Genomic DNA, 21802 nt, shown 5'->3' on the forward strand with positions numbered 1-21802 from the left:
ATTATCTTAATAATTTTAAATACTATAAATGTATTAACACGCATGATGCAAAAAAATATACTTTCTGTTAAAAACTTAAAAAAAATTTATTCAAGTAAACAGGCTGGAGATAACCTTGCATTAAATGATTTAAACTTGGACGTGAAAGAAGGAGAAATTTTTGGTCTTCTTGGTCCTAATGGTGCTGGAAAAACAACATTTATAAATATTTTAGCTGGAACAGTGGTAAAAACAGCCGGGCAAGTTAATGTCTGGGGTTTTGACTTAGATAAGAACCCAAGACAAGTTAGAGCCTCGGTTGGAATAGTTCCTCAAGAAGTAAATCTTGATCCATTTTTTAGCCCAAGAAAATTATTAGAATTGCAGGCTGGTCTCTATGGAATTAAAGAAAAAGATAGAATCACAGATACGATTCTAAAATTGGTATCCCTAGAAAAACAAGCCGACAGCTATGCTAGAAGTTTATCTGGTGGAATGAAAAGAAGATTGCTAATGGCTAAAGCTTTAGTTCATCAGCCACCAATAGTTATTTTAGACGAACCTACGGCTGGCGTTGATGTTGAGTTAAGACAAAAATTATGGAAAAATGTAAAATTACTCAATGAACTTGGTGTAACAATCATTCTAACAACTCATTATCTTGAGGAAGCTGAGGAAATGTGTGGAAGAATAGGTATATTGAATAAAGGAAATATTGTTGCCCTAGACAGTACTAAAAATTTATTAGATAGAATTCAAACCAAAAAAGTAACCTTTAAAACTGACATGAAGATTAATATTAACGATGATGATCTAGAATCTTTAAAAAAAGTTTCACACATAGATAATGAGGTTTGTGTTTCTTATGAAAAAAGTAAAATTAATATGGAAGAATTAATTAATTTAATTAAGAAAAATAATGTCAAAATTATAGATATTTCAACTGATGATGGTGATTTAGAGGATGTTTTTTTAAGACTAATAAAAAACTAGATTATCACATTAATAAATAGTAATTTGTAGAAATGGATCTATTAAAAACAAACTCAATTCAAAAAGTATTAAAAACATTTATTCTAATTTTCATAGGAACGATGGCTTTGACTATTTCAGCTAAATTAAAAATACCATTTTATCCTGTACCTATGACAATGCAAACTTTTGTAGTTCTGTTTTTGGGAATTGCTTTTGGATATAAAATTGGCCTAGCATCTGTAGCAGTTTATCTTTTAGAAGGTATCCTAGGTATGCCCGTATTTTCTAACTCACCAGAAAAAGGTGTTGGGATAGTTTATTTTACTGGTCCAACAATGGGATACTTAATTGGGTTTTTATTTGCTTCTTTTTTTGCAGGATATTTAAATTTTAATAAAAATATTTTTATAATTTTTGGAAAATTAATATTTTCTGTTTCAGTAATCTATGTATTTGGAGCTATTTGGTTGGGAACTTTAATTGGATGGGACAAACCAATTCTTCAGTTAGGAGTTACACCATTTTTATTAGCTGAATTATTCAAAATTTGCTTGTTAACTATATTGGCTAAAAAGATTATTAAATTCAGAAAATTTATCTAGGGGATCTTTTAGATAAAATTCTTTGTAATGTTCTTCTGTGCATCTTAAGTCTTCTAGCAGTTTCAGACACATTCCTATTACATAATTCAAAAACTCTATGAATATGTTCCCACTTAACTCTATCAGCCGACATAGGGTTTTCTGGTGGTTCAGCTTTTTTCTCTGGATCGGCTAGTAGTGCTTTCTCAACATCATCTGCGTCTGCTGGCTTTGCAAGATAATCAATTGCACCTTCTTTAATCGCTGCTACAGCCGTTGGAATATTTCCATATCCTGTTAACATTATAATTCTACTACTTGGATTGGAAATTTGAATTTGTTTTACTACTTGAAGCCCATTTCCATCAGCTAACCTTAAGTCAACAACAGCAAAGCCTGGTTTTTTTTCTTTAACGGATAGTATTCCTTTTTGTACACTCTCAGCTTGAAAAACCTCAAACCCTTTTTTTTCCATTGCTCTAGCAAGCCTGTCTCTGAAAGGATTGTCATCATCAACGATTAATAAGGATTTATTATTAAAATCACTTAATTTTTTTAAATTATTCAGTTCAGTCATATAGGTAATATGGTACCTTAATTGATAATATCAACACCTATTATTTACTTTACATTAATTAATTATTGCCTTAATTGCATAATTTATATGAAAGTTTTTAAATATTTTTAAAAATTTTTTTTTATTAAATTTTTTTTGGAGACATAATGCAAAAATTTAAAACAGTTGATGATCTTATAAATCAACTAAAGCCAGAAAAACCTATTTATTGTATTAGGAAAAAATCAATACAATTAGCTTCTACATATTTTAGAAATAAATTTCCTGGCAAAGTGCTTTATGCTGTTAAAACTAACTCGCATCCTGAAGTACTAAAAACAATAGTAGAGAGTGGGATTGAGAACTTTGATATAGCTTCTGTGCAAGAAATTAAAGATATAAGAACAATTAATCCTAATGCAAAATGTTCATATATGCATACAGTCAAAAGTAGAGAAAGTATTAAAGAAGCTTATTTTAATTATAATGTTAAAGCTTTTTCCCTTGATACTAAAGATGAATTAATAAAAATTATTGAAACAACTAACGAGGCAAAAGATCTTGAATTATTTGTAAGAGTGGCCGTTTCAAATGAGCATGCTGAAATAGATTTATCAACAAAATTTGGGGCGTCCATATCTGAGGCGACTGCTTTATTGAGATTAACAAAGCAATATGCAAAAAAAATAGGTTTAAGTTTCCATGTGGGATCTCAATGCATGCATCCCATTTCTTATGCAAAAGGAATTGCAGATATTGGAAATATAATAAGAAAAACAAAAATTATTCCTGATTATATTAATATTGGAGGTGGTTTTCCTGCTATATATCCTGATCTTGTACCTCAATCTTTAGATAATTATTTTGAAGAAATAAAAAAAGGTTTAATAAATTTAAAGTTGAAAAAACTTCCTGAAATATTGTGTGAACCTGGAAGAGCATTAGTTGCAGAAAGTGGATCAACAATTGTAAGAATAAATCTTAGAAAAAAACAAAAACTTTATATAAATGATGGAACTTATGGAACTCTTTTTGATGCGGGTACACCAAACATAGTTTACCCTTCTCGTTTGATTAAAAGTGGAAAAGCAATATCAAAAAAATTAACTGCTTTTGATTTTTATGGACCTACTTGCGATAGTATGGACTATATGAAAGGACCATTTCTACTTCCAAATAATATTAAGGAAAATGATTATATTGAGCTAGGTCAACTTGGAGCCTATGGTCTAACTTTTAGAACTCAATTTAATGGTTTTTATTCTAATGAAATTTATGAAGTAGAAGATGAGCCTATAATGACGTTATATAGTAAAGAGAGTAATAAAGGTATATTAGTTGCCTAATGTCAGAAAACAAAAATTTAACTCATAATAGCAAAAAAAGCTTCTTACAAAATCCAGTTGAACACATCGATATTACTTCGTTTGATGCAAGAAAGATAATTTCCTCAATGGAAAAAATGTCTTTTGTTTCAAGAGAAACAGCAAATGCAGCCAATATTTTCAATGAAATGATTCAAGATAATGATTGTACAATTTTTTTAACACTTGCTGGGTCAACTTCTGCAGCAGGATGTATGAATATTTATAAAGATTTAGTTAAATATAATATGGTTGATGCAATTATTGCTACAGGAGCTTCAATAGTTGATATGGATTTTTTTGAAGCTTTAGGCTTTAAACATTACCAAGGTTCACAGTTTCAAGATGATACTGAATTAAGAAAAAATTATATAGATAGGATTTATGACACATATATTGATGAAGAAGAATTACAGGAATGTGATCAAAAAATATGTGAAATAGCAGATACACTTGATCCAAGAAGTTACACATCAAGAGAATTTATTTATGAAATGGGAAAATATTTAAAGAAAAATTCTAAAAAAAAAGATTCTTTAATTGAAACTGCATATGACAATAATGTTCCCATTTTTTGTCCTGCATTTACAGACTCAAGTGCTGGTTTTGGATTGGTTATTCACCAAGAAAATAATCCTAAAAACCATATTACGATAGATTCTATTAGAGAGCTTCGTGAATTAACTGAAATAAAAATTCAATCAAAAGGATCTGGCTTATTTATGATTGGTGGAGGAGTACCAAAAAATTTTGTTCAAGATACTGTTATCTGTGCTGAACTTTTAGGAAAAGAGGTTGAGATGCATAAGTACGCAGTGCAAATTACAGTAGCAGATTCTAGGGATGGTGCTTGCAGCAGCTCTACATTAAAAGAAGCAAGCTCTTGGGGTAAAGTAGATATTGCAAAAGAACAGATGGTTTTTGCAGAAGCAACTAGTGTCCTTCCTTTGATTGCAAGTGATGCTTATCATAAAGGTGACTGGAAAAACAGAACGAGAAAAAACTTCTCAAAAATATTTAAATAAAATTGAAATATCTTTCTAATAAAAATGGTTTTCTAGGAATTGACAATGATGTTAATTTTAAGGAGAAAGTAGTGGTTGTTCCATTTGGTTTAGAAAAAACTGTAAGTTATGGTGGTGGCACTCGTAATGGCCCTAAAGAAATTATCAAAGCATCACATCAAGTTGAATTATATGATGAAGAATTACATTGTGAACCCTACAAAAAAATTGGAATTAAAACTTTAAAACCATTTAAAATTGATAAAGACATTAAAAAAGCTCTTAAAAAGATGTCTGATATAAATCAAGAAATATTAGATAAAAAACTATTTCCAATCACTTTTGGTGGAGAACACTCAATAACACCCGGATGTATTGCTCCATTTGTAAAAAAACACAAAGAAATATGCCTACTACATTTTGATGCACATGCAGATTTAAGGGAGAGTTATAATGGAGAAAAATTTTCTCATGCTTCAGCTATTAGGAGATGTCTTGATCATAAAAATGTTTCAATAATCTCATTTGGGATCAGAAATATATCTCAAAGTGAAATACCATTCTTAAAAAAAAACTCATCTAGGATTGATATCTTTTGGGCAAAAGACAAAAGTAAATGGGACTTAAAAAAATTTAAAAAAATGATAAAGAATAAAACAGTTTATTTAACATTTGATGTTGATGGTTTAGATTCAAGTATAATGCCCGCAACAGGTACCCCTGAACCCGGTGGACTATTATGGGATGAAACTTTAAATATTATACGGATAGCTGCTAAAAACTCTAATATTGTTGGTGCAGATATAAATGAACTTTCACCTATAAAAGGTTTTAATTCTTATAATTTTCTTGTAGCAAAACTCGCTTATAAAATTTTATCATACAAATTTTTATACTAAGCTTTTGAAGCTTTAAGAGTTCCCAATAATAATCTGAATGGAATTAACATTGCTAAAGCAACAAATATTTTAACCGCTAAGTCACCTAGAGATAAAGTAACCCATGGTATTCCGGTTGCGTAAAATGAGATAGAGAAGAATAAAAATGTATCAACAGTAGACCCAATTAATGATGAAGTTAATGGAGCAACAAACCATTTCTTTTTTCTTAAATAGTCAAAAATTTGAACGTCCAACAACTGCGCAACCATAAATGCTGTGCCTGAACCTATAGCAATTCTAACTGAAATTAAGTCTGTAAAATTTGTTGAAAAGAAAAGGGTAAATGCAATCCCTATAATAAAACCAACATAAACAATTTTTCTAGCTACAACCTTGCCATAAGATCTATTTGCTAAATCTGTAATTAAAAATGCAACTGGATAACTAAAAGCTCCATAAGTTAATATTTCTTCTAAACCATAATGGTTGATCGGAAATTGTACTAAATAATTTGAAGTTAAGACAACAACTCCCATTATAAATGAGAGTAGTATAAAAAACTTTTTCATTAAGCTGATTTACTAGGGGATACTTTGGGTGCTTTTTTTACAAATGGTGACTTAATTAATATACTTTTTTTTAATTTTTTTAATCTTGGTGATATATTTTTATTTCTTGCAGTCTTTAAAAATTCATCAAAAGTACCTTTTTTATCAACACATCTAACACCTGCATTGCTAACCGTTAAAGTTAAGCTTCTTTTTAAAAGTTCACTTTTAAATTTTGTTTTTTTTAAATTTGGTAAAAATCTTCTATTGGTCTTATTGTTAGCATGACTAACATTGTGACCTTTCATAGGTATTTTGCCGGTTAATTCACATTTTTTAGACATAATATTTAGTGACTATATAAGATGAGTTTGTGACCTCGTCAAGTTTATTAGCTTTAATTAGGCTGTTTCTTGCCTATTATTTCTCTAAAATTCTTGATCCCATCAGTAATTAATATTTCTTTTAACTCTTTTTTTATTTTTCCAACAATACTAGGGCCCTGAAAAACCATACCAGTATATAATTGAACATAGCTTGCACCAGCTAAAAATTTTCTATGTGCGCTCTCTCCTGAGTCCACACCACCTACTCCAATAATTTCAATTTTATTTTTTAATAATCTGTAAAACTTACTTATTAATTTATTAGCCTCTTCTTCAAGAGGTTTTCCAGATAAACCACCCTTTTGATGTTTCAGTATATTGTTTAATTTACCTCTATTTCCTGCAGTTGTATTTGAAACAATTATTGCACTTACTTTATGTTCTAACAATATTTTACTTAATACTTCAATTTGTTCATCTGAAATATCAGGAGAAATTTTTACAACAATTGGTATTTTAGATTTAAGCTTAATTTTTTCTTCTTTAACTAAATTCATTAATTCATCAAATTTAGTTTCATCATGAAAACTTCTTAAATTTTCTGTATTAGGTGAGGAAATATTAATTGTAATATAGTCAGCGATATCATGAAAAGTTCTAAGACCAATTAAATAATCATTTAGCCTATCATCACTATCTTTATTTGGACCTATATTAATTCCCAATAAACCCTTATTCAAATTTGATCGAATTCTATTGCTTACACTTTCCGATCCTAAATTATTAAATCCCAATCTATTTATAAGTGCTTCGTCTTCCACCAATCTAAATACTCTTGGTTTTGGATTTCCATACTGTTTAAGTGGTGTAACGGTCCCCACCTCAACAAACCCAAATCCAAGTTTAAATAAAGAATTATAAACTTCAGCATTTTTATCAAATCCAGCGGCCATTCCAATTGGGTTATCTATTTCTTTGCCAAATAGTTTAGTCTTGAACATTGGATCATCTTTATTTTCATCCCTTAAATTTGGTGTCAAATTTAATCTTAAAGACTTAATTGCTAAATTATGAGCAGTTTCAGGATCAATTTTAAAAATTAGTGATCTAAATTTTGAAAACATTATTTTATTTTTTCTGTTATTAATTTTTTAGTTTCGTTAACTCCAAAGAAGCTTATAAAAAAGCCCATTCTTGGACCATTTTCATCTCCAAATACGACTTCATAAATCAATTTAAACCAATCACGTAGATTTTCTGAATATCCATTTTCTTTTCCAGTTGAGTAAATTAATGTTTGAATATCCTCAGGTAACATTGCATCATTACAATCATCAAGATTCTTTACTAGAGCCTCTAATGCAATTTTTTCGTTTGAATCTGGTTTCTTATATTTTTTCTGAAGTTTGATTACATCGTTAAAGTATTTAATAGCGTATCCAATTAAATTATCAAAAATTATATGATCTTTTTCTGAGATATCTTTTTTATATTTTTTTACAAACTTCCAAAGTAATTCCTTGGAATCTGCATTACTTGCCTCCACTAAATTTAAAAGCATTGAAAAACTCATAATAGTATCTTCTTTAGGAATTAATCCATTATGTACATGCCAAACTGGATTCATTAATAACTGTAATTCATTTTGATTTTTAGCCTTTTCCACAAAATCTAAATATTCATCAACTGTTTTTGGAACTATTTCTTTGTATAGTTTTTTTGCTCTTTTAGGATTTTGATACATGTACAATGAAAGACTTTCAGGAGACGCATATTCTAACCACTGATCAATAGTGATCCCATTACCTTTTGACTTTGAAATTTTCTCACCTTTTTCATCTAAAAATAGTTCATAAGCAAAGCCAGATGGGTTTGTTTTGCCAATCAATTTAACTATTCTTGAAGATAATATTGCACTTTCTATTAAATCTTTTCCATACATTTCAAAATCTATATCGAGGGCATACCACCTCATGGCCCAATCCACTTTCCACTGCAATTTACAATGTCCGTCTAAAATACTTGTTTCAAGTTTTTTTCCATTATTATCAAAGATAATTTTAGATTTTTCTTTTAAGATTTCTAAAACCGGAATTTCTAAAACCTTACCGGTATCTGGGCATATAGGTAAAAAGGGACTGTAGGTTCTTTGTCTTTCCTTACCAAGTGTTGGAAGAATTATATCCATGATACCTTGATAGTTTTCTAAAATTAATTGTAGTGTTGGATTAAAAAAACCACTTTTATAGAGAACTGAAGAACTTTTAAAACTATACTCAAATTTAAATTTATCTAAAAAATCTTTTAACATTTCATTATTATGCTCACCAAAGCTTGAAAATTTTTTGAATGGATCTGGTACTTGAGTTAAAGGTTTATGAAGGTTTTTATTTAATAGCTCTTGATTGGGCACATTTTCAGGAACTTTTCTGAAACCATCCATGTCATCTGAAAAAGTTATGATTTCTGTTGGTATATTTGTAAGTTGTTTTAGGGCATTAACCATCATTGATGTTCTTGCTACCTCACCAAAGGTACCTATATGGGGTAATCCACTTGGTCCATAACCAGTTTGTAAAATAATTTTACCTTTTTTCTCAATAAAGGATTTTCTTTCACGTAACATTTTTTTAGCCTCAACAAATGGCCATGCGTTAGTTTTATCTAAGTTTTCTTTTTCAATCACTTTGTTTAATAAGAAATATCTTATATTAGGTGTTATTATTAACTCTTATAGAGTTGAAATTTATTTACCATAAAATAATGTTCTATCAAAATGTCTAATTATAAAACAGTTTTTTTTACCTTGGGTATTTTACAAATTATTCTTGGGATTTCTATGATGATTCCAATTTTAGCCCAATTTATTTATTCTGAACTAGATTCTTCCTTTATTGGGGCTTCTATAGTTTCAATAATATTTGGTGTTTTATTTTTTTTGACAAATTTAAACCATGACAAAAAGTTAAACTTACAACAAGCATTCTTATTGACCGCTCTTTCTTGGTTGAGTATTGCGATATTTGGCTCTTTACCTTTTATTTTTTCTACTCTTGAACTGTCCATTACTGATTCTTTTTTTGAAAGTATGTCTGGTATTACTACGACAGGGTCTACAATTATTTCCAACTTAGAGGGGGCGCCTAAATCAATACTTTTATGGCGAGCTATGCTTCAATGGTTAGGAGGAATTGGTATTATTGTAATGGCAATAACTCTAATGCCAATAATGAACGTCGGGGGAATGCAGTTATTTAAGATTTCAAGTAACGATTCCTCAGAAAAGTTATTACCAAAATCTAAGGAAATATCTCTTAGATTAATTTACGTATATTTGGTGTTAACAACACTTTGTGCTGTTACCTATAAAATTTTTGGTATGAATATTTTCGATAGCCTAACTCACTCCATGACTACAATAGCAACAGGTGGATTTTCAAATTATAATGAATCTATAGGATATTTTAATAGTTTACCCATTGAAATATCATCAATGGTTTTTATTATACTGGGTAGCCTACCTTTCATAGCTTATATAAAATTTTTAAATGGTAATAAAAAAATATTTACTTCCGATGTCCAAATTAAATCATTTATTAAGATAATTATTTTTTCAATTATTCTACTTTTTATTTATTCACTTTTTCAAAATAAAGATTTTTCTCAAATTAATATAAGAGTAATTGTTTTTAACGTTATTTCTATCTTAACTGGCACAGGATATGTCACTGGAGAATTTGATGGATGGGGAAATTTTCCACTAATTTTCTTTTTAACTCTAATGTTTATTGGTGGTTGTGCTGGCTCAACAACTTGTGGAATTAAAATTTTTAGAATTCAAATTTTATATCTATTTATTGTTAATCAATTGAAAAAAATTATTTATCCAAGAGGTATATTTATAATTAAATATGATAAAAATAAAGTAGATGATAAATTTATGGCTTCAATTATCTCTTTTATTTTTCTTTACTTGGTTATATTTTTTTTGATAACTGCATTTTTATCTTTAAGTGGTTTAGATTTTGTAACCTCAATCTCAGGTGCTGCCACATCAATTTCCAATGTTGGCCCAGGGTTAGGTTCTACAATCGGCCCTAATGGCGATTTTTCAAATATACCTGAAATATCTAAATGGATTTTAAGTCTTGGAATGATATTAGGTAGATTAGAATTGTTTGCTATACTTGTATTGTTTCTTCCATCATTTTGGAGAAATTAACTATGATTGAAATTAAAAAACAATCTTTATCAGAAACTTTTGCTGTCTACTTTGACAAGAGAATGCTTAGAATATTATTATTAGGTGCAATCTCTGGTTTTCCTTGGGTTTTAATTGGCAGCAGTTTAAGTCTATGGCTTAAAGAAGAAGGTTTAAGTAGGTCAACAATTGGTTGGGCTGGACTGATATTTGCTGTTTATGCTTTTAATTATTTATGGGCCCCTCTTATTGATAGATTTCAAGTACCGTACCTAACAAAAAAACTTGGTCATAGAAGAGGATGGATAGTTTTAATGCAAATTGCAATTTTAACTTGTCTTGTTACTTGGAGTTTTATTAATCCCACTGAAAACCTTGCACTACTGATTACAGTTGGTTTAGTTATTGCTATAGCATCAGCCACTCAAGACATTACTGTTGATGCTTTAAGAATTGAACAAATAGGTGAGCATGAAAGCAAATCAATGGCAGCTGGTGCTGCGATGGTTGTTGTTGGATGGTGGAGTGGATATAAATTAGGTGGTGTAATAGCTTTATTTACAGCAGAATATTTAGAAAATATTGGTGTTACTAATTACTGGCAAATTACATTTTTAATTTTAGGAGTTGTGGTAATTTTGATGAACATAGGTTTAATGTTTGTTCATGAACCTCTCTCTACTAATAGACAAAAAAAACAGATAGAAACAGATAAACTTATAGAAAGCAAATTTGGATCAAAAAATATTATAACTAATTTTATAGCTTGGATTAGCAGTACATTAGGTGGTCCTATAATAAGCTTTTTTAAGAAAAATGGTTTTTCAATTGCTGTTGGAATTTTAAGCTTCATTTTTTTATTCAAGATTGGTGAAGCCTTTCTTGGACGTATGTCGATAGTTTTTTATAAAGAAATAGGTTTCTCTAAAGGTGACATTGCAATTTATTCAAAAACCTTAGGATGGATAACTACAGTTGTATTTACACTGCTGGGTGGACTTTTTGTAATTAGATCTGGCGTTTTAAAAGCAATGTTTGTTGCAGGAATATTAATGGCAGCGACTAACTTATTATTCACAGTATTGGCGTGGAGTAATAAATCTGAATTATTATTCGCAGTAGCAGTCATATTTGATGATATAGCAGCAGCATTTGCAACAGTTGCATTTGTAGCATTTATCTCATTATTAGTAGACCGAACATATACTGCAACTCAATACGCATTACTTGCATCGATAGGTACTGCTGGCAGAACTACACTTGCATCATCATCTGGAGCATTGGTAGATTGGCTTAATGGAGATTGGGGAATATTTTTTATCATTACAGCCATTATGGTAATACCTTCTTTGATTTGTTTGTGGTTTATAAAAGATAAATTAAAACTTCGTGAAAAATAATTACTTTTACAAAAATTCTTTATCAAATATCTATAAGAAACCTAATGTAGTTTCTGAAGTTACCTCTCAAATTTTGTATGGGGAAAAATTTAAAATTATATCTAAGAATAAAAATTGGATCAAAATAAAAGTTTCATTTGATAATTATACTGGATACATAAAAAACAAAGATCACGATAAGGATCATAAGCCTACTCATAAAATATTTGTTCTGAAAGCAAATATTTATAATAAACAAAAAAATAAAACAAAATATTTTTTGCCGTTTGCATCAAGAATTTCCATAATTCAAGAAAATAAAAATTTTATAGAATTTGAAAAAAATAAATGGATTAAAAGAAATGATATAAAAAAAATTAACCATATAGAAAAAAATTATTTAAAAATATTAAAATTGTTTTTAAAAACTAAATATGTTTGGGGTGGTAAAACTTATAGAGGCATAGACTGCTCTGCTATTTTACAATTATTTTTTTACTATAATAATAAATTTTATCCAAGAGACACAAAAGATCAAATAAAATATTCAGCAAAAAAAAATAGCAGTAGAATATTTAAAAAAGGTGACATTATATTCTGGAAAGGTCATGTTGCTCTTTGTATTAACTCTCAAAAATTAATTCATGCATATGGTCCAGAAAAGAAAGTTTTAATTATGAATATTACAGAGACGATAAATAGAATTGAAAGAACAGCAAAGTTAATAGTAAAAAAAATATCCTCTATAAAATATTAACTTCTTCCAAAGTCTGGCTTGTTAACATCTTGTTTCAACTTAATTATTTTCTTTCTAACCTTTTTAGTATTAACTAATTTTTTAATAATAGATTTATTATTTTTAGATTGAATATCTCTTTTAAATGAACGTAAATTTTTAATAAACAAATCAATAGCTTTTGAAATATTTTTTTGGTTATTAAAAAAAATATCTCTCCACATAATTTCATTAGATGCAGCAATTCTTGAAAAATCTCTTAAACCACCTGCGCTAAATTTGATTAATGCATACTTTTGTTGTTTTTCAAAATCTGTTGCTGTTTTAACCAAATTATATGCAATTAAATGAGGTAAATGACTTGTCATAGAAAAAACCGTATCATGTTTTTTTGAGTCCATAATTGCAACTTTTGAGCCAATTTTTTTCCAGAATTTAGTAAGTATCAGAAGGTGTCTTCTGTTGGTATTTTTTTCTTTTATTAATATACACCATTTATTAAGGAATAAATTTTTTACTCCATTTTCTGGGCCACTAACTTCTGACCCTGCAATAGGGTGACTGGATGTCCAAAAAATTCCTTTTTTCAATTTTCTTTTAATTAAGTCCATAGACTTTTCTTTAGATGATCCAACATCTGTAATAATAGTTTTAGGTAACAAATATCTGTTTATCTTTAAAATTATTTTTTCATATTCTCCTAGTGGGGTGCAAAATATTATCAAATCTAAGTTTGGGATAATTTTCTTTAAATCATCTATAATTTCACATGGTAATTTTAATTTTTTGATTTTTAAAACATTTAATTTTGATTTTTCGTAGACAAATATTTTTTTAGCTATTTTTTTTTCAGATATTGATCTTAACAATGAAGAACCAATTAAACCACATCCTATAATTAAAATATTTTTCATAATTAATTGAGGATAGCCTTGATCGTTGTTATGAATCTCATATTCTCTTTTTTAGATCCAATTGTTAATCTTAATTTTTTTTTAATATTATATCCATCTTCTGTAGATCTTAATATAATTCCTTTAGACTGCAGTTTTTTAAAAACATAATTAGCTGAAAATTTACATTTATCAAAATTTAATAGTAAAAAATTAGCTGTTACTTCATTTGAAAAAATTTTTAGTTTTTCTAAAACATTTCTAACTTTATTTGCTTCTGTGATATTATGTTTCACAGATTGATTAATAAAGTTTCTATCTTTTAAAGCTTCTATTGCTGCCATCTGTGCAACTTGATTGACATTAAATGGGGGTCTAATTAAATTCATTGCAGAGATAATTTTCTTGGGGCCATGACCCCATCCAACTCTTAACGAGGCCAGTCCATGTATTTTTGAAAAAGTTCTTATCACAACAACATTATCCCTATTTTTAAATAAATCTAAACCAGATTTATAATCTTTATTTTTCATATATTCAAAATACGCATCGTCTAAAACTAGTAAAATATTTTTATTCAATTTCATTCTTAAGTTTATTAGCTCTGCTCTACTTAAGTATGTTCCTGTTGGGTTGTTAGGGTTAGCAATAAATACCAGTTTAGTTTTTTTTGTTACTTTTTTAATAATTTCATTTATTGAAACTTTAAAATTTTCTTCCTTAGAAAAAACAACTTTTGCCCCCACTATTTGAGCATATATCCTGTACATTAAAAAGCTATATTGAGGAACAATCACTTCATCAGATGGTTTTAGGTACAACTGGCAAATCATTTGAATAATTTCATCTGACCCTGCACCACAAATTATCTTCTCAAAATCACACTTATATTTCTTTGAAATTTCTTTTCTTAAGTTTTTTGCCTTACCGTCTGGATATTTCGATATTAACAATTTTTTATTCTGTAAAATTTTCTTTACTCTTGGGCTAACACCAAGAGCTGACTCATTTGCTGATAATTTTATAACATTTCGTATTTTTGCTATATTTGACTTACCTGGTTTATAAGCTTCTATTTTGAATTCTTTAAATTTTGGAACTGTCATTTTATTAATTTAATTTACCTTATAAATAAAATATTATCCTTTCATATAGAATAAGTCATTTTTTAAAAAAATTGACATAAGAAATACTATCTAGTACAAAAAATATGCGCTGATTTAACTGAATTGCGAGCGCTTAAAAAAACCGCTAAATAAGTTTTTTTGTCTCACAATTCAAATTTGGCTAATATTTATGAATAAAAATGTGAACATAAAAAATATTATAATTGATAAACCATTAAAATTAGATTGTGGTAAAACTATCAATAATTATTCTCTGGCTTATGAGACTTATGGTTCTCTAAATGAGAAGAAAGATAATGCTATTCTTATTTTTCATGCTTTAACTGGTGATCAATTTGTTTCTGGCATAAATCCAATTACTAAAAAAGAGGGTTGGTGGTCATATGCTGTTGGACCTAGTAAAGCCATTGATACTGATAAATATTTTGTAATTTGTGCCAATGTTATTGGTGGATGTATGGGTTCGTATGGTCCTAGTGAAATTAACCCTGATACTAATAAAAAATATGGTACCACTTTTCCTGTCATCACTATTAATGATATGGTTAATGCACAATTTAATCTCTTAAGTTTTTTTAATATTGATAAATTATTTGCTGTTATGGGTGGATCAATGGGTGGAATGCAGACACTTCAGTTCGTTAATAACTTTCCTGATAAAGCAAAAGTTGCTATTCCAATAGCCTGCACAGCTAGTCATTCAGCGCAGAATATTGCTTTTAATGAACTTGGCAGACAATCGATTATGGCTGATGCTAATTGGGAAAATGGTGACTATTCCAATCAAAATAAAAATCCTAATAAAGGATTGTCTGTTGCCAGAATGGCTGCGCATATAACTTATTTATCTAAAAATGGTCTACAGGAAAAATTTGGAAGAAAGTTGCAAGAAAGAGATGACCTAAAATTTGGTTTTGATGCAGACTTTCAAATAGAAAGTTATTTAAGGTATCAAGGATCTGTATTTGTTGATAGATTTGATGCCAATAGCTACCTATATATAACAAGAGCGATGGACTATTTTGATCTAATAAAAGAACATCACGGTAATTTATCTAAAGCATTCGAAAAAACTAAAACTAAGTTTCTTATTATATCTTTTACTTCTGATTGGCTTTATCCAACTTCTGAGAATAAAGAAATTGTTATAGCCTTAAATGCCATAGGTGCTGAAGTAGGATTTGTCGAAATTGAGTCTGACAAAGGGCACGATTCATTCCTTTTAAAAGTTCCTAAATTTTTAAATACTCTAGGTGATTATATTAAAACAGCTTATTCTAAAAACTAAACATGAAACAAGAATTTAAAATAATCTCTGATCTAATTGAAAAAAATACTAGAGTTTTAGATGTGGGATGTGGAGATGGTATATTAATGGAATATCTTAAGTATAATAAAGAAATAGACATAAGGGGAATAGAAATCTCCAAAGATAATGTTCAAAAATGTCTATCAAAAGGACTAACTGTTATTGAGGGTGATGCAGAAAAAGATCTATTACAATTTCCTGACAGCTCCTTTGATTTTGTTATTTTAAGTCAAACACTGCAAGCATTTTTAAATCCTGAAATAGTTATCAAAGAGCTTTTGAGGGTTGGTAAAAAAGCTATTGTTACAATACCTAATTTTGGTTTTTGGAAAGTTAGGCTTCACCTATTAATTAAAGGAACAATGCCAATTACAAAAAATCTGCCTGATGAGTGGTATAATACCCCTAACCTTCATATGTGTACCATAAAAGATTTTTATAATTTTTGTGAAAATAGAAGAATTAAATTAGATAATTCATTAGCTCTACATAATGAAAAAATATCTTCTATTAATAAACTTAATCTAAATATTAAAAATTTATCAGCAGAACTAGGTATTTTTTTAATTAAGAATTAAATGGAAATTCAGATAATACCCTGCTTACAAGATAATTATTCTTATCTAATTATTGATAAAACTAAAAATATAGCATGTGTGATTGATCCTAGTGAAGCAAAGCCTATCATCAAATATTTGGAAGATAAAAATATACATTTAAAATATATATTAAATACACATCATCATTATGATCATGTGGGGGGTAATATAGAATTAAAAGAAAAATATGGAGCTAGTATTATTGGATATAAAGGAGACAAGGATAGAATCCCAGAAATAGATATACTGGTCAGTGATCAAGACATTTGGCACGAAGAAAATTTCCAGGCTAAAATATTTCACATACCTGGTCATACCCTTGGTCATATATGTTTTTATTTTTATAATGAAGAATCTGTTTTTACAGGAGACACCCTCTTTTCGCTTGGTTGTGGTAAGATTTTTGAAGGAACATACTCACAGATGTATAATTCATTAATGAAAATAAAAGCACTGCCAGAAAAAACAAGGATCTATTGTGGACATGAATATACTAAACAAAACTCTAAATTTTGTATTACTCATGAGCAAGACAATGAAAACCTAAAAATTAAGATTAAAGATATAGACGAAAAATTAAAAAATAACCTACCTACTATTCCGTCCACTATTAAAGAGGAATTAGAGTGTAATATTTTTCTTAGATGTGATGCAGAAGAAACCTTTTCAAAATTGAGGGATTTAAAGGACAATTTCTAACTTATTCGGACTTGACTATAATAAGTCCCCGACTATATTGCTGATTATAAAAAATAGATTAAACAATGTCATACGCAATCATACAAACAGGTGGAAAACAGTACAAAGTAAAGGCTGGAGAAATACTTAAAATTGAAAGATTAGAAGATTCTAAACTTGAAACTAAGATAGAGTTTAAAGAAATTTTAGCTTACGGAGATGACAAAAGTATTGAAGTTGGATCACCAACAGTTGAGGGTGCAAAAGTTGAAGCAGATCTTGTTGAAAATGGAAAAAATAGAACAATATTAATTTTCAAAAAAAGACGAAGACAAAATTCTAGAAGAAAGAATGGTCATAGACAGCAATATTCATTAATAAGAATTAGTAAAATATTTTCTAAAGATGGTAAAATTTTATCTGAAGCAGAAAAAATGGTTAAACCGATTAAAAAAATTGAAAAGGTTGAAGCTAAAGTAGAAGCTGAAGCAGTTAATAAATAAATTAGGTAAATTATGGCTACAAAAAAAGCAGGTGGATCATCGAGAAACGGACGAGATAGTGCTGGTCGTAGACTTGGCGTTAAGAAGTATGGTGGTGAAGTAGTGATTCCTGGAAACATAATTGTTAGACAAAGAGGAACTAAAATTTTTCCTGGTGAAAATGTGGGCATGGGAAAAGATCATTCAATTTTTTCTGTTGTTGAAGGAAAAGTAGTATTTAAAAAAGGTAGATTAGATAGAACATTCGTTTCCGTAAAACCAAATTAGTAGTACAACTAAAAACTAACAGTTGTAATATGAAGTTTCTAGATCAAGTAAAAATTTATGTAAAGGCCGGCAATGGTGGGCATGGTTCTCCTAGTTTTCGTAGAGAGAAATTTATTGAATACGGTGGACCTGACGGTGGTGACGGAGGTAAAGGTGGAACCATATTCCTGAGATCAGAAAGAAATTTAAATACCCTTATCGATTATAGATTTCAACAACACCATAAAGCAGGAAGAGGAGTAAATGGTTCTGGACAAAATCGTACAGGTCATGGTGGAGAAGATTTATTTTTAAAGGTTCCAATAGGTACACAAGTTTTTGAAGAAGATAATAAAACTTTAATTTATGATTTTAAAAAAGAAGGTGAAGAATTTATTGTAGCTAAAGGTGGTAAAGGTGGTCTTGGAAACACTAGATTTAAAAGTTCCACTAATAGAGCTCCAAAAAAATTTACTAAAGGTGCAATTGGTGAAGAATATGTAATTTGGCTTCAATTAAAAACTATTGCCGATGTTGGTATTGTTGGATTACCTAACGCAGGTAAATCAAGCTTACTAGCTGCCATTACAAATGCGATGCCTAAAATTGCAAACTATAAATTTACAACACTAAATCCAAATCTTGGTGTTGCAAGTTATGATGATAAGGAAATAACTCTAGCTGATATCCCTGGATTAGTTGAAGGTGCACATGAAGGTGTGGGTCTTGGTATTCAATTTTTAAAACACATAGAAAGATGTAAAACTTTAATGCATTTAGTAGATATTACCGATGAAGACCTTGAAAATACATATAAACAAGTTCGAAATGAGCTAGGGAGTTACAGTAAAGATTTACTAGAAAAAAAAGAAATAATTGTATTAAATAAGACAGATTTATTAGAGGAAGAAGAGGTGAAAGAAATTTTAAAGAATTTTTCTAAAAATAAAGATTCTGAGGTGGTTACACTCTCAACATTGGAAAAAGGCTCAATATCTAAAATTAAAGCTAAATTACTCTCCTATGTATCTTAAGGATTCTAAAATAATTGTAATTAAGATTGGCTCATCTTTATTAATAGATGATAAAAAAAAAGTAAGAAAAAAATGGCTTACTGAATTTGCTAAAGATATTCAGGAACTAATAAAGCAGAATAAAAAAATTATTATTGTAAGCTCAGGGGCAATAGCAATGGGTTGCAAAAAACTAAATATTAGCAAAAAGAACCTTAAGATTGATAAAAGTCAGGCTGTTGCATCTATTGGGCAAATTGAACTAATGAATTTATTCTCAGAAATATTTGTTAAATTGAAAATTAATATTTCTCAAATTCTTCTCACTTTGGAGGACACAGAACAAAGAAGAAGAGCCCTCAATGCAAAAAGAACTTTTGATAACTTATTTAAACTAGGCTTTGTGCCAATAGTTAATGAAAATGATACTATTGCTACTTCAGAGATTAAGTATGGTGACAATGACAGATTAGCATCTCGTGTTGCGCAAATATCAGGTGCAGACTCACTTATATTGCTTTCTGATGTAGACGGTCTTTATACGCACAATCCAAAAATATATAAAAATGCAAAATTAATAAAAGAAATTAAAAATATAGATGAAGATATAGAAAAAATAGCCACCAAAAGTATTAGTGAGCATGGCACAGGTGGTATGAAGACTAAAATAGATGCTGCAAAAATCTGTCAATTATCAGGATGTCAAATGGTAATAGCAAATGGATTATTAAGCAGACCCATTAAAAAAATAACTGAAGAGAATAATTGCACATGGTTTTTACCTAAAGTTTCAAAATTGGCTGCTAGAAAAAAATGGATTATTAGCTCTATTTCACCTAAGGGTGCACTTATTATTGATGACGGTGCAAAACAGGCACTTTCAAATGGTAAAAGCTTATTAGCAGCAGGAATAAAAAAAGTGTCTGGCCGTTTTAGTAAAGGTGACCACATCAAAGTTTTAGATAGAAATAATTACGAATGCGCAAGAGGACTTAGTTCTTTTTCATCGAATGAAATAGAAAAAATTATGGGTCACCACTCAAAAGAGATAGAAAAATTACTAGGATATATTTCTAAATCAGAAGTAATTCATAAAGATGATATAGTAGAGGTATAAAATGAGTAAATATATGAAATTAATAGGTCAAAATGCAAGAAAAGCATCACTTGATAAAATTAATTCAAAAACTAAAAATAAAATTTTAAAAAAATATGCCTTCTTATTGGGTCAAGAAAAACAGTCTATACTTAAAGCTAACCAAAAAGACATTCTATTTGCTCTTGGCAAAGGCTTCAAAAGCAATCTAATAGAAAGATTAATTATCGATGAAAAAAAATTAATAGGCATAAAAAATTCTATAGATAAAATTGCTAACTTAAAAGATCCTGTTGATACTACTTTGGAAAAATGGCGCAGACCAAATGGTTTAACAATTAGCAGAGTGTCTATACCTATTGGTGTTATAGGTGTTATCTATGAAAGTAGACCCAACGTTACATCTGATGTTGCAAGCTTATGCTTCAAATCTGGAAATGCTGTAATTTTAAAGGGTGGCTCTGAGGCTATAAATACTAATAAAATTTTAGCAAAACTATTTAGGACATCTCTTAGAGAAAATAAAGTGAATGAAAACTTTATTCAATTTATAGATTCTAAAAACAGAAAAATGGTCGATTTTATGCTTTCAAAAATGAAAGATTATATTGATGTAATAATACCTCGTGGTGGAAAAAATTTAGTAAAAAGAGTTCAGCAATTTTCAAGTGTCCCTATTATCGGTCACCTGGAAGGTCTTTGTCATACTTTTATTGATAAGGATGCCAATCTAAAGATGGCTACAGAAATTATCTATAATGCTAAGCTAAGAAATACTAGTATTTGTGGGGCTACGGAAACAATTTTAATACATGAAAAAATTGTTAAGAAATTCTGTAACCCAATTTTAAAAAAGTTAGAAGAAAATAATTGCAAGATCTATGGAGACCGTTTTTTGAAAAAATATTACAAGGGAAAAATTTATCCAGCAAAAGAAAAAGATTGGTCTACTGAATATTTATCAGCAGCAGTTTCTGTAAAAACAGTCAAAGATTGTGACGATGCCATTAATCATATTAACAAATATGGAACTATGCACACCGACTCTATTGTTACTAAAAATAAAAAAACTGCAAAAAAATTTTTAAAAAATGTTAAAAGTTCTATAGCAATGCATAATACATCTACTCAATTTGCTGATGGCGGTGAATTCGGTTTTGGTGGTGAGGTTGGCATTTCGACAAATACTTTGCCTCCAAGAGGACCTGTTGGATTAGGACAGCTCGTTTCATACAAATACGAAATTATTAGTAATGGTAAAACTAGAAAATAACTTTAAAAAAAAAAAGACAAAAATTGGAATCTTGGGGGGAACTTTTGATCCTGCCCACAAAGGCCATTTAGAAATCTCTAAACAGGCTAAAAAAATATTAGAATTAAAAAATATTATATGGGCAATTACCAAAAAAAACCCATTTAAAAATACAAGCAAAACAAATCTAAAAAATAGAATAAAATTTGCAAAAAAATTCATTGGTAAAAATGATTTTATTAAAGTTAAGTTTTATGAAGAAAAAGTTCTTTCCAATAAAACAATCGACCTTATCAATTATCTAGATAAGGATAAAAAATTTGAGATTTATTTCATTATGGGTGCTGATAATCTAATCAATTTTCATAAATGGCATAAATGGAAATCTATTATAAAAAAATGTAACCTTCTTGTATTTGATCGACAGGGATATAAAGCTAAATCACTAAAGTCTGTTACCTTTAATGGTGTAAATAAAAAAAAACTATCTTTTATTAGTTTTAAAAAGGTCGATATTTCATCTTCTCAATTAAGAAAAATTTGATAAGGTTAAACC

Annotated in this window: 24 protein-coding genes; 17 read left to right on the plus strand and 7 right to left on the minus strand. The window is 28.9% G+C overall.

What is annotated here, in order from left to right; all coding sequences use genetic code 11:
* The first annotated feature begins 42 nt into the window (after positions 1 to 42).
* Positions 43 to 972, plus strand: coding sequence for an ABC transporter ATP-binding protein (locus ABXT55_RS06530; RefSeq protein ID WP_415284507.1), 930 nt, complete (start codon positions 43 to 45; stop codon positions 970 to 972).
* A gap of 32 nt (positions 973 to 1004) precedes the next feature.
* A complete protein-coding gene (locus tag ABXT55_RS06535; protein ID WP_415284508.1) occupies positions 1005 to 1556 on the plus strand; it encodes a biotin transporter BioY in 552 nt (183 codons plus the stop codon).
* On the opposite strand, the gene ABXT55_RS06540 is transcribed toward ABXT55_RS06535, so the two are convergent.
* Complete coding sequence (locus ABXT55_RS06540; protein WP_415284509.1) at positions 1549 to 2112, minus strand: ActR/PrrA/RegA family redox response regulator transcription factor; 564 nt, start codon at positions 2110 to 2112, stop codon at positions 1549 to 1551. The two genes, ABXT55_RS06535 and ABXT55_RS06540, sit on opposite strands and share 8 nt — an antisense overlap.
* Positions 2113 to 2258: 146 nt before the next feature.
* On the opposite strand from ABXT55_RS06540, the gene ABXT55_RS06545 reads away from it, so the two are divergent.
* The 3 genes from ABXT55_RS06545 to speB are packed head-to-tail and all read left to right on the plus strand — an operon-like array spanning position 2259 to position 5358.
* Positions 2259 to 3437: a type III PLP-dependent enzyme gene (locus ABXT55_RS06545; protein WP_415284510.1), complete on the plus strand. Its 1179-nt coding sequence runs from the start codon at positions 2259 to 2261 to the stop codon at positions 3435 to 3437.
* On the plus strand, positions 3437 to 4480 hold the full coding sequence (locus tag ABXT55_RS06550) for a 1,9-bis(guanidino)-5-aza-nonane synthase (protein ID WP_415284511.1): 1044 nt from the start codon (positions 3437 to 3439) through the stop codon (positions 4478 to 4480). The genes ABXT55_RS06545 and ABXT55_RS06550 overlap by 1 nt, the downstream gene beginning before the upstream one ends.
* 2 nt (positions 4481 to 4482) lie before the next feature.
* Positions 4483 to 5358, plus strand: coding sequence for an agmatinase (gene speB / locus ABXT55_RS06555; protein WP_415279173.1), 876 nt, complete (start codon positions 4483 to 4485; stop codon positions 5356 to 5358).
* On the opposite strand, the gene ABXT55_RS06560 is transcribed toward speB, so the two are convergent.
* From ABXT55_RS06560 to ABXT55_RS06575, 4 genes are read right to left on the minus strand one after another with little or no spacing between them, the layout of a single operon-like run.
* Positions 5355 to 5909: a queuosine precursor transporter gene (locus ABXT55_RS06560; protein WP_415284512.1), complete on the minus strand. Its 555-nt coding sequence runs from the start codon at positions 5907 to 5909 to the stop codon at positions 5355 to 5357. The genes speB and ABXT55_RS06560 overlap by 4 nt on opposite strands.
* Entirely contained in the window at positions 5909 to 6232 is a 324-nt protein-coding gene (gene rpmB / locus ABXT55_RS06565; protein WP_415278128.1) for a 50S ribosomal protein L28, read from the minus strand. The genes ABXT55_RS06560 and rpmB overlap by 1 nt, the downstream gene beginning before the upstream one ends.
* A gap of 53 nt (positions 6233 to 6285) precedes the next feature.
* Positions 6286 to 7338 (minus strand): quinone-dependent dihydroorotate dehydrogenase, encoded by a 1053-nt coding sequence (locus tag ABXT55_RS06570; protein WP_415284513.1) that lies wholly within the window; start codon positions 7336 to 7338, stop codon positions 6286 to 6288.
* Positions 7338 to 8900, minus strand: a complete 1563-nt coding sequence (locus tag ABXT55_RS06575) for a lysine--tRNA ligase (protein WP_415284514.1) — start codon at positions 8898 to 8900, stop codon at positions 7338 to 7340. The genes ABXT55_RS06570 and ABXT55_RS06575 overlap by 1 nt, the downstream gene beginning before the upstream one ends.
* A gap of 90 nt (positions 8901 to 8990) precedes the next feature.
* Here ABXT55_RS06575 and ABXT55_RS06580 point away from each other — a divergent pair, with 90 nt between their 5' ends.
* Genes ABXT55_RS06580 through ABXT55_RS06590 form a run of 3 tightly spaced genes read left to right on the plus strand, consistent with a single transcriptional unit; the run spans position 8991 to position 12551 of the window.
* Entirely contained in the window at positions 8991 to 10436 is a 1446-nt protein-coding gene (locus ABXT55_RS06580) for a TrkH family potassium uptake protein (RefSeq protein ID WP_415284516.1), read from the plus strand.
* Positions 10437 to 10438: 2 nt separating this feature from the next.
* Positions 10439 to 11815 carry an AmpG family muropeptide MFS transporter gene (locus ABXT55_RS06585; RefSeq protein ID WP_415284517.1) on the plus strand — a complete coding sequence of 459 codons (1377 nt, stop codon included), beginning with the start codon at positions 10439 to 10441 and terminating at the stop codon, positions 11813 to 11815.
* Entirely contained in the window at positions 11805 to 12551 is a 747-nt protein-coding gene (locus ABXT55_RS06590; protein WP_415284518.1) for an NlpC/P60 family protein, read from the plus strand. Before ABXT55_RS06585 ends, ABXT55_RS06590 begins: the two co-directional genes overlap by 11 nt.
* Here the strand turns inward: ABXT55_RS06590 and ABXT55_RS06595 are convergent.
* Together ABXT55_RS06595 and hisC are read right to left on the minus strand one after the other, a co-directional pair.
* Positions 12548 to 13444: a prephenate dehydrogenase gene (locus tag ABXT55_RS06595; RefSeq protein WP_415284519.1), complete on the minus strand. Its 897-nt coding sequence runs from the start codon at positions 13442 to 13444 to the stop codon at positions 12548 to 12550. The two genes, ABXT55_RS06590 and ABXT55_RS06595, sit on opposite strands and share 4 nt — an antisense overlap.
* Before the next feature lie 2 nt (positions 13445 to 13446).
* Positions 13447 to 14529, minus strand: a complete 1083-nt coding sequence (gene hisC, locus ABXT55_RS06600; RefSeq protein WP_415284520.1) for a histidinol-phosphate transaminase — start codon at positions 14527 to 14529, stop codon at positions 13447 to 13449.
* A 190-nt stretch (positions 14530 to 14719) separates the two neighbouring features.
* Between hisC and metX the strand changes: the two genes are divergently transcribed.
* The 9 genes from metX to nadD all read left to right on the plus strand — a co-directional run bounded on the left by metX (position 14720) and on the right by nadD (position 21790).
* On the plus strand, positions 14720 to 15838 hold the full coding sequence (gene metX / locus ABXT55_RS06605) for a homoserine O-acetyltransferase MetX (protein WP_415284521.1): 1119 nt from the start codon (positions 14720 to 14722) through the stop codon (positions 15836 to 15838).
* Positions 15839 to 15840: 2 nt separating this feature from the next.
* Entirely contained in the window at positions 15841 to 16437 is a 597-nt protein-coding gene (gene metW / locus ABXT55_RS06610; RefSeq protein WP_415284522.1) for a methionine biosynthesis protein MetW, read from the plus strand.
* Complete coding sequence (gloB, locus tag ABXT55_RS06615; protein WP_415284524.1) at positions 16438 to 17157, plus strand: hydroxyacylglutathione hydrolase; 720 nt, start codon at positions 16438 to 16440, stop codon at positions 17155 to 17157.
* A gap of 65 nt (positions 17158 to 17222) precedes the next feature.
* Positions 17223 to 17639, plus strand: a complete 417-nt coding sequence (rplU, locus tag ABXT55_RS06620) for a 50S ribosomal protein L21 (RefSeq protein WP_415284525.1) — start codon at positions 17223 to 17225, stop codon at positions 17637 to 17639.
* Between the two features lie 12 nt (positions 17640 to 17651).
* Positions 17652 to 17906 (plus strand): 50S ribosomal protein L27, encoded by a 255-nt coding sequence (gene rpmA, locus ABXT55_RS06625; RefSeq protein ID WP_271525759.1) that lies wholly within the window; start codon positions 17652 to 17654, stop codon positions 17904 to 17906.
* Between the two features lie 29 nt (positions 17907 to 17935).
* Positions 17936 to 18919 carry an Obg family GTPase CgtA gene (gene cgtA, locus ABXT55_RS06630; RefSeq protein WP_415284526.1) on the plus strand — a complete coding sequence of 328 codons (984 nt, stop codon included), beginning with the start codon at positions 17936 to 17938 and terminating at the stop codon, positions 18917 to 18919.
* Positions 18909 to 20015, plus strand: a complete 1107-nt coding sequence (proB, locus tag ABXT55_RS06635) for a glutamate 5-kinase (RefSeq protein WP_415284527.1) — start codon at positions 18909 to 18911, stop codon at positions 20013 to 20015. Before cgtA ends, proB begins: the two co-directional genes overlap by 11 nt.
* Before the next feature lies 1 nt (position 20016).
* Positions 20017 to 21267 (plus strand): glutamate-5-semialdehyde dehydrogenase, encoded by a 1251-nt coding sequence (locus tag ABXT55_RS06640; protein WP_415284528.1) that lies wholly within the window; start codon positions 20017 to 20019, stop codon positions 21265 to 21267.
* A complete protein-coding gene (gene nadD / locus ABXT55_RS06645) occupies positions 21248 to 21790 on the plus strand; it encodes a nicotinate (nicotinamide) nucleotide adenylyltransferase (protein WP_415284529.1) in 543 nt (180 codons plus the stop codon). Before ABXT55_RS06640 ends, nadD begins: the two co-directional genes overlap by 20 nt.
* Positions 21791 to 21802: the final 12 nt, after the last annotated feature.

Source organism: Candidatus Pelagibacter sp. Uisw_130 (genome assembly GCF_047722505.1).
Lineage (GTDB): Bacteria > Pseudomonadota > Alphaproteobacteria > Pelagibacterales > Pelagibacteraceae > Pelagibacter.

Excerpts from the sequence above, each read along its gene's own strand:
- ABXT55_RS06530 (WP_415284507.1), top strand. The coding sequence starts at position 43 with ATGATGCAAAAAAATATACTTTCTGTTAAAAACTTAAAAAAAATTTAT.
- ABXT55_RS06535 (WP_415284508.1), top strand. The coding sequence starts at position 1,005 with ATGGATCTATTAAAAACAAACTCAATTCAAAAAGTATTAAAAACATTT.
- ABXT55_RS06540 (WP_415284509.1), bottom strand. The coding sequence starts at position 2,112 with ATGACTGAACTGAATAATTTAAAAAAATTAAGTGATTTTAATAATAAA.
- ABXT55_RS06545 (WP_415284510.1), top strand. The coding sequence starts at position 2,259 with ATGCAAAAATTTAAAACAGTTGATGATCTTATAAATCAACTAAAGCCA.
- ABXT55_RS06550 (WP_415284511.1), top strand. The coding sequence starts at position 3,437 with ATGTCAGAAAACAAAAATTTAACTCATAATAGCAAAAAAAGCTTCTTA.
- ABXT55_RS06560 (WP_415284512.1), bottom strand. The coding sequence starts at position 5,909 with ATGAAAAAGTTTTTTATACTACTCTCATTTATAATGGGAGTTGTTGTC.
- rpmB (WP_415278128.1), bottom strand. The coding sequence starts at position 6,232 with ATGTCTAAAAAATGTGAATTAACCGGCAAAATACCTATGAAAGGTCAC.
- ABXT55_RS06570 (WP_415284513.1), bottom strand. The coding sequence starts at position 7,338 with ATGTTTTCAAAATTTAGATCACTAATTTTTAAAATTGATCCTGAAACT.
- ABXT55_RS06580 (WP_415284516.1), top strand. The coding sequence starts at position 8,991 with ATGTCTAATTATAAAACAGTTTTTTTTACCTTGGGTATTTTACAAATT.
- ABXT55_RS06585 (WP_415284517.1), top strand. The coding sequence starts at position 10,439 with ATGATTGAAATTAAAAAACAATCTTTATCAGAAACTTTTGCTGTCTAC.
- ABXT55_RS06595 (WP_415284519.1), bottom strand. The coding sequence starts at position 13,444 with ATGAAAAATATTTTAATTATAGGATGTGGTTTAATTGGTTCTTCATTG.
- hisC (WP_415284520.1), bottom strand. The coding sequence starts at position 14,529 with ATGACAGTTCCAAAATTTAAAGAATTCAAAATAGAAGCTTATAAACCA.
- metX (WP_415284521.1), top strand. The coding sequence starts at position 14,720 with ATGAATAAAAATGTGAACATAAAAAATATTATAATTGATAAACCATTA.
- metW (WP_415284522.1), top strand. The coding sequence starts at position 15,841 with ATGAAACAAGAATTTAAAATAATCTCTGATCTAATTGAAAAAAATACT.
- gloB (WP_415284524.1), top strand. The coding sequence starts at position 16,438 with ATGGAAATTCAGATAATACCCTGCTTACAAGATAATTATTCTTATCTA.
- rplU (WP_415284525.1), top strand. The coding sequence starts at position 17,223 with ATGTCATACGCAATCATACAAACAGGTGGAAAACAGTACAAAGTAAAG.
- rpmA (WP_271525759.1), top strand. The coding sequence starts at position 17,652 with ATGGCTACAAAAAAAGCAGGTGGATCATCGAGAAACGGACGAGATAGT.
- cgtA (WP_415284526.1), top strand. The coding sequence starts at position 17,936 with ATGAAGTTTCTAGATCAAGTAAAAATTTATGTAAAGGCCGGCAATGGT.
- proB (WP_415284527.1), top strand. The coding sequence starts at position 18,909 with ATGTATCTTAAGGATTCTAAAATAATTGTAATTAAGATTGGCTCATCT.
- ABXT55_RS06640 (WP_415284528.1), top strand. The coding sequence starts at position 20,017 with ATGAGTAAATATATGAAATTAATAGGTCAAAATGCAAGAAAAGCATCA.
- nadD (WP_415284529.1), top strand. The coding sequence starts at position 21,248 with ATGGTAAAACTAGAAAATAACTTTAAAAAAAAAAAGACAAAAATTGGA.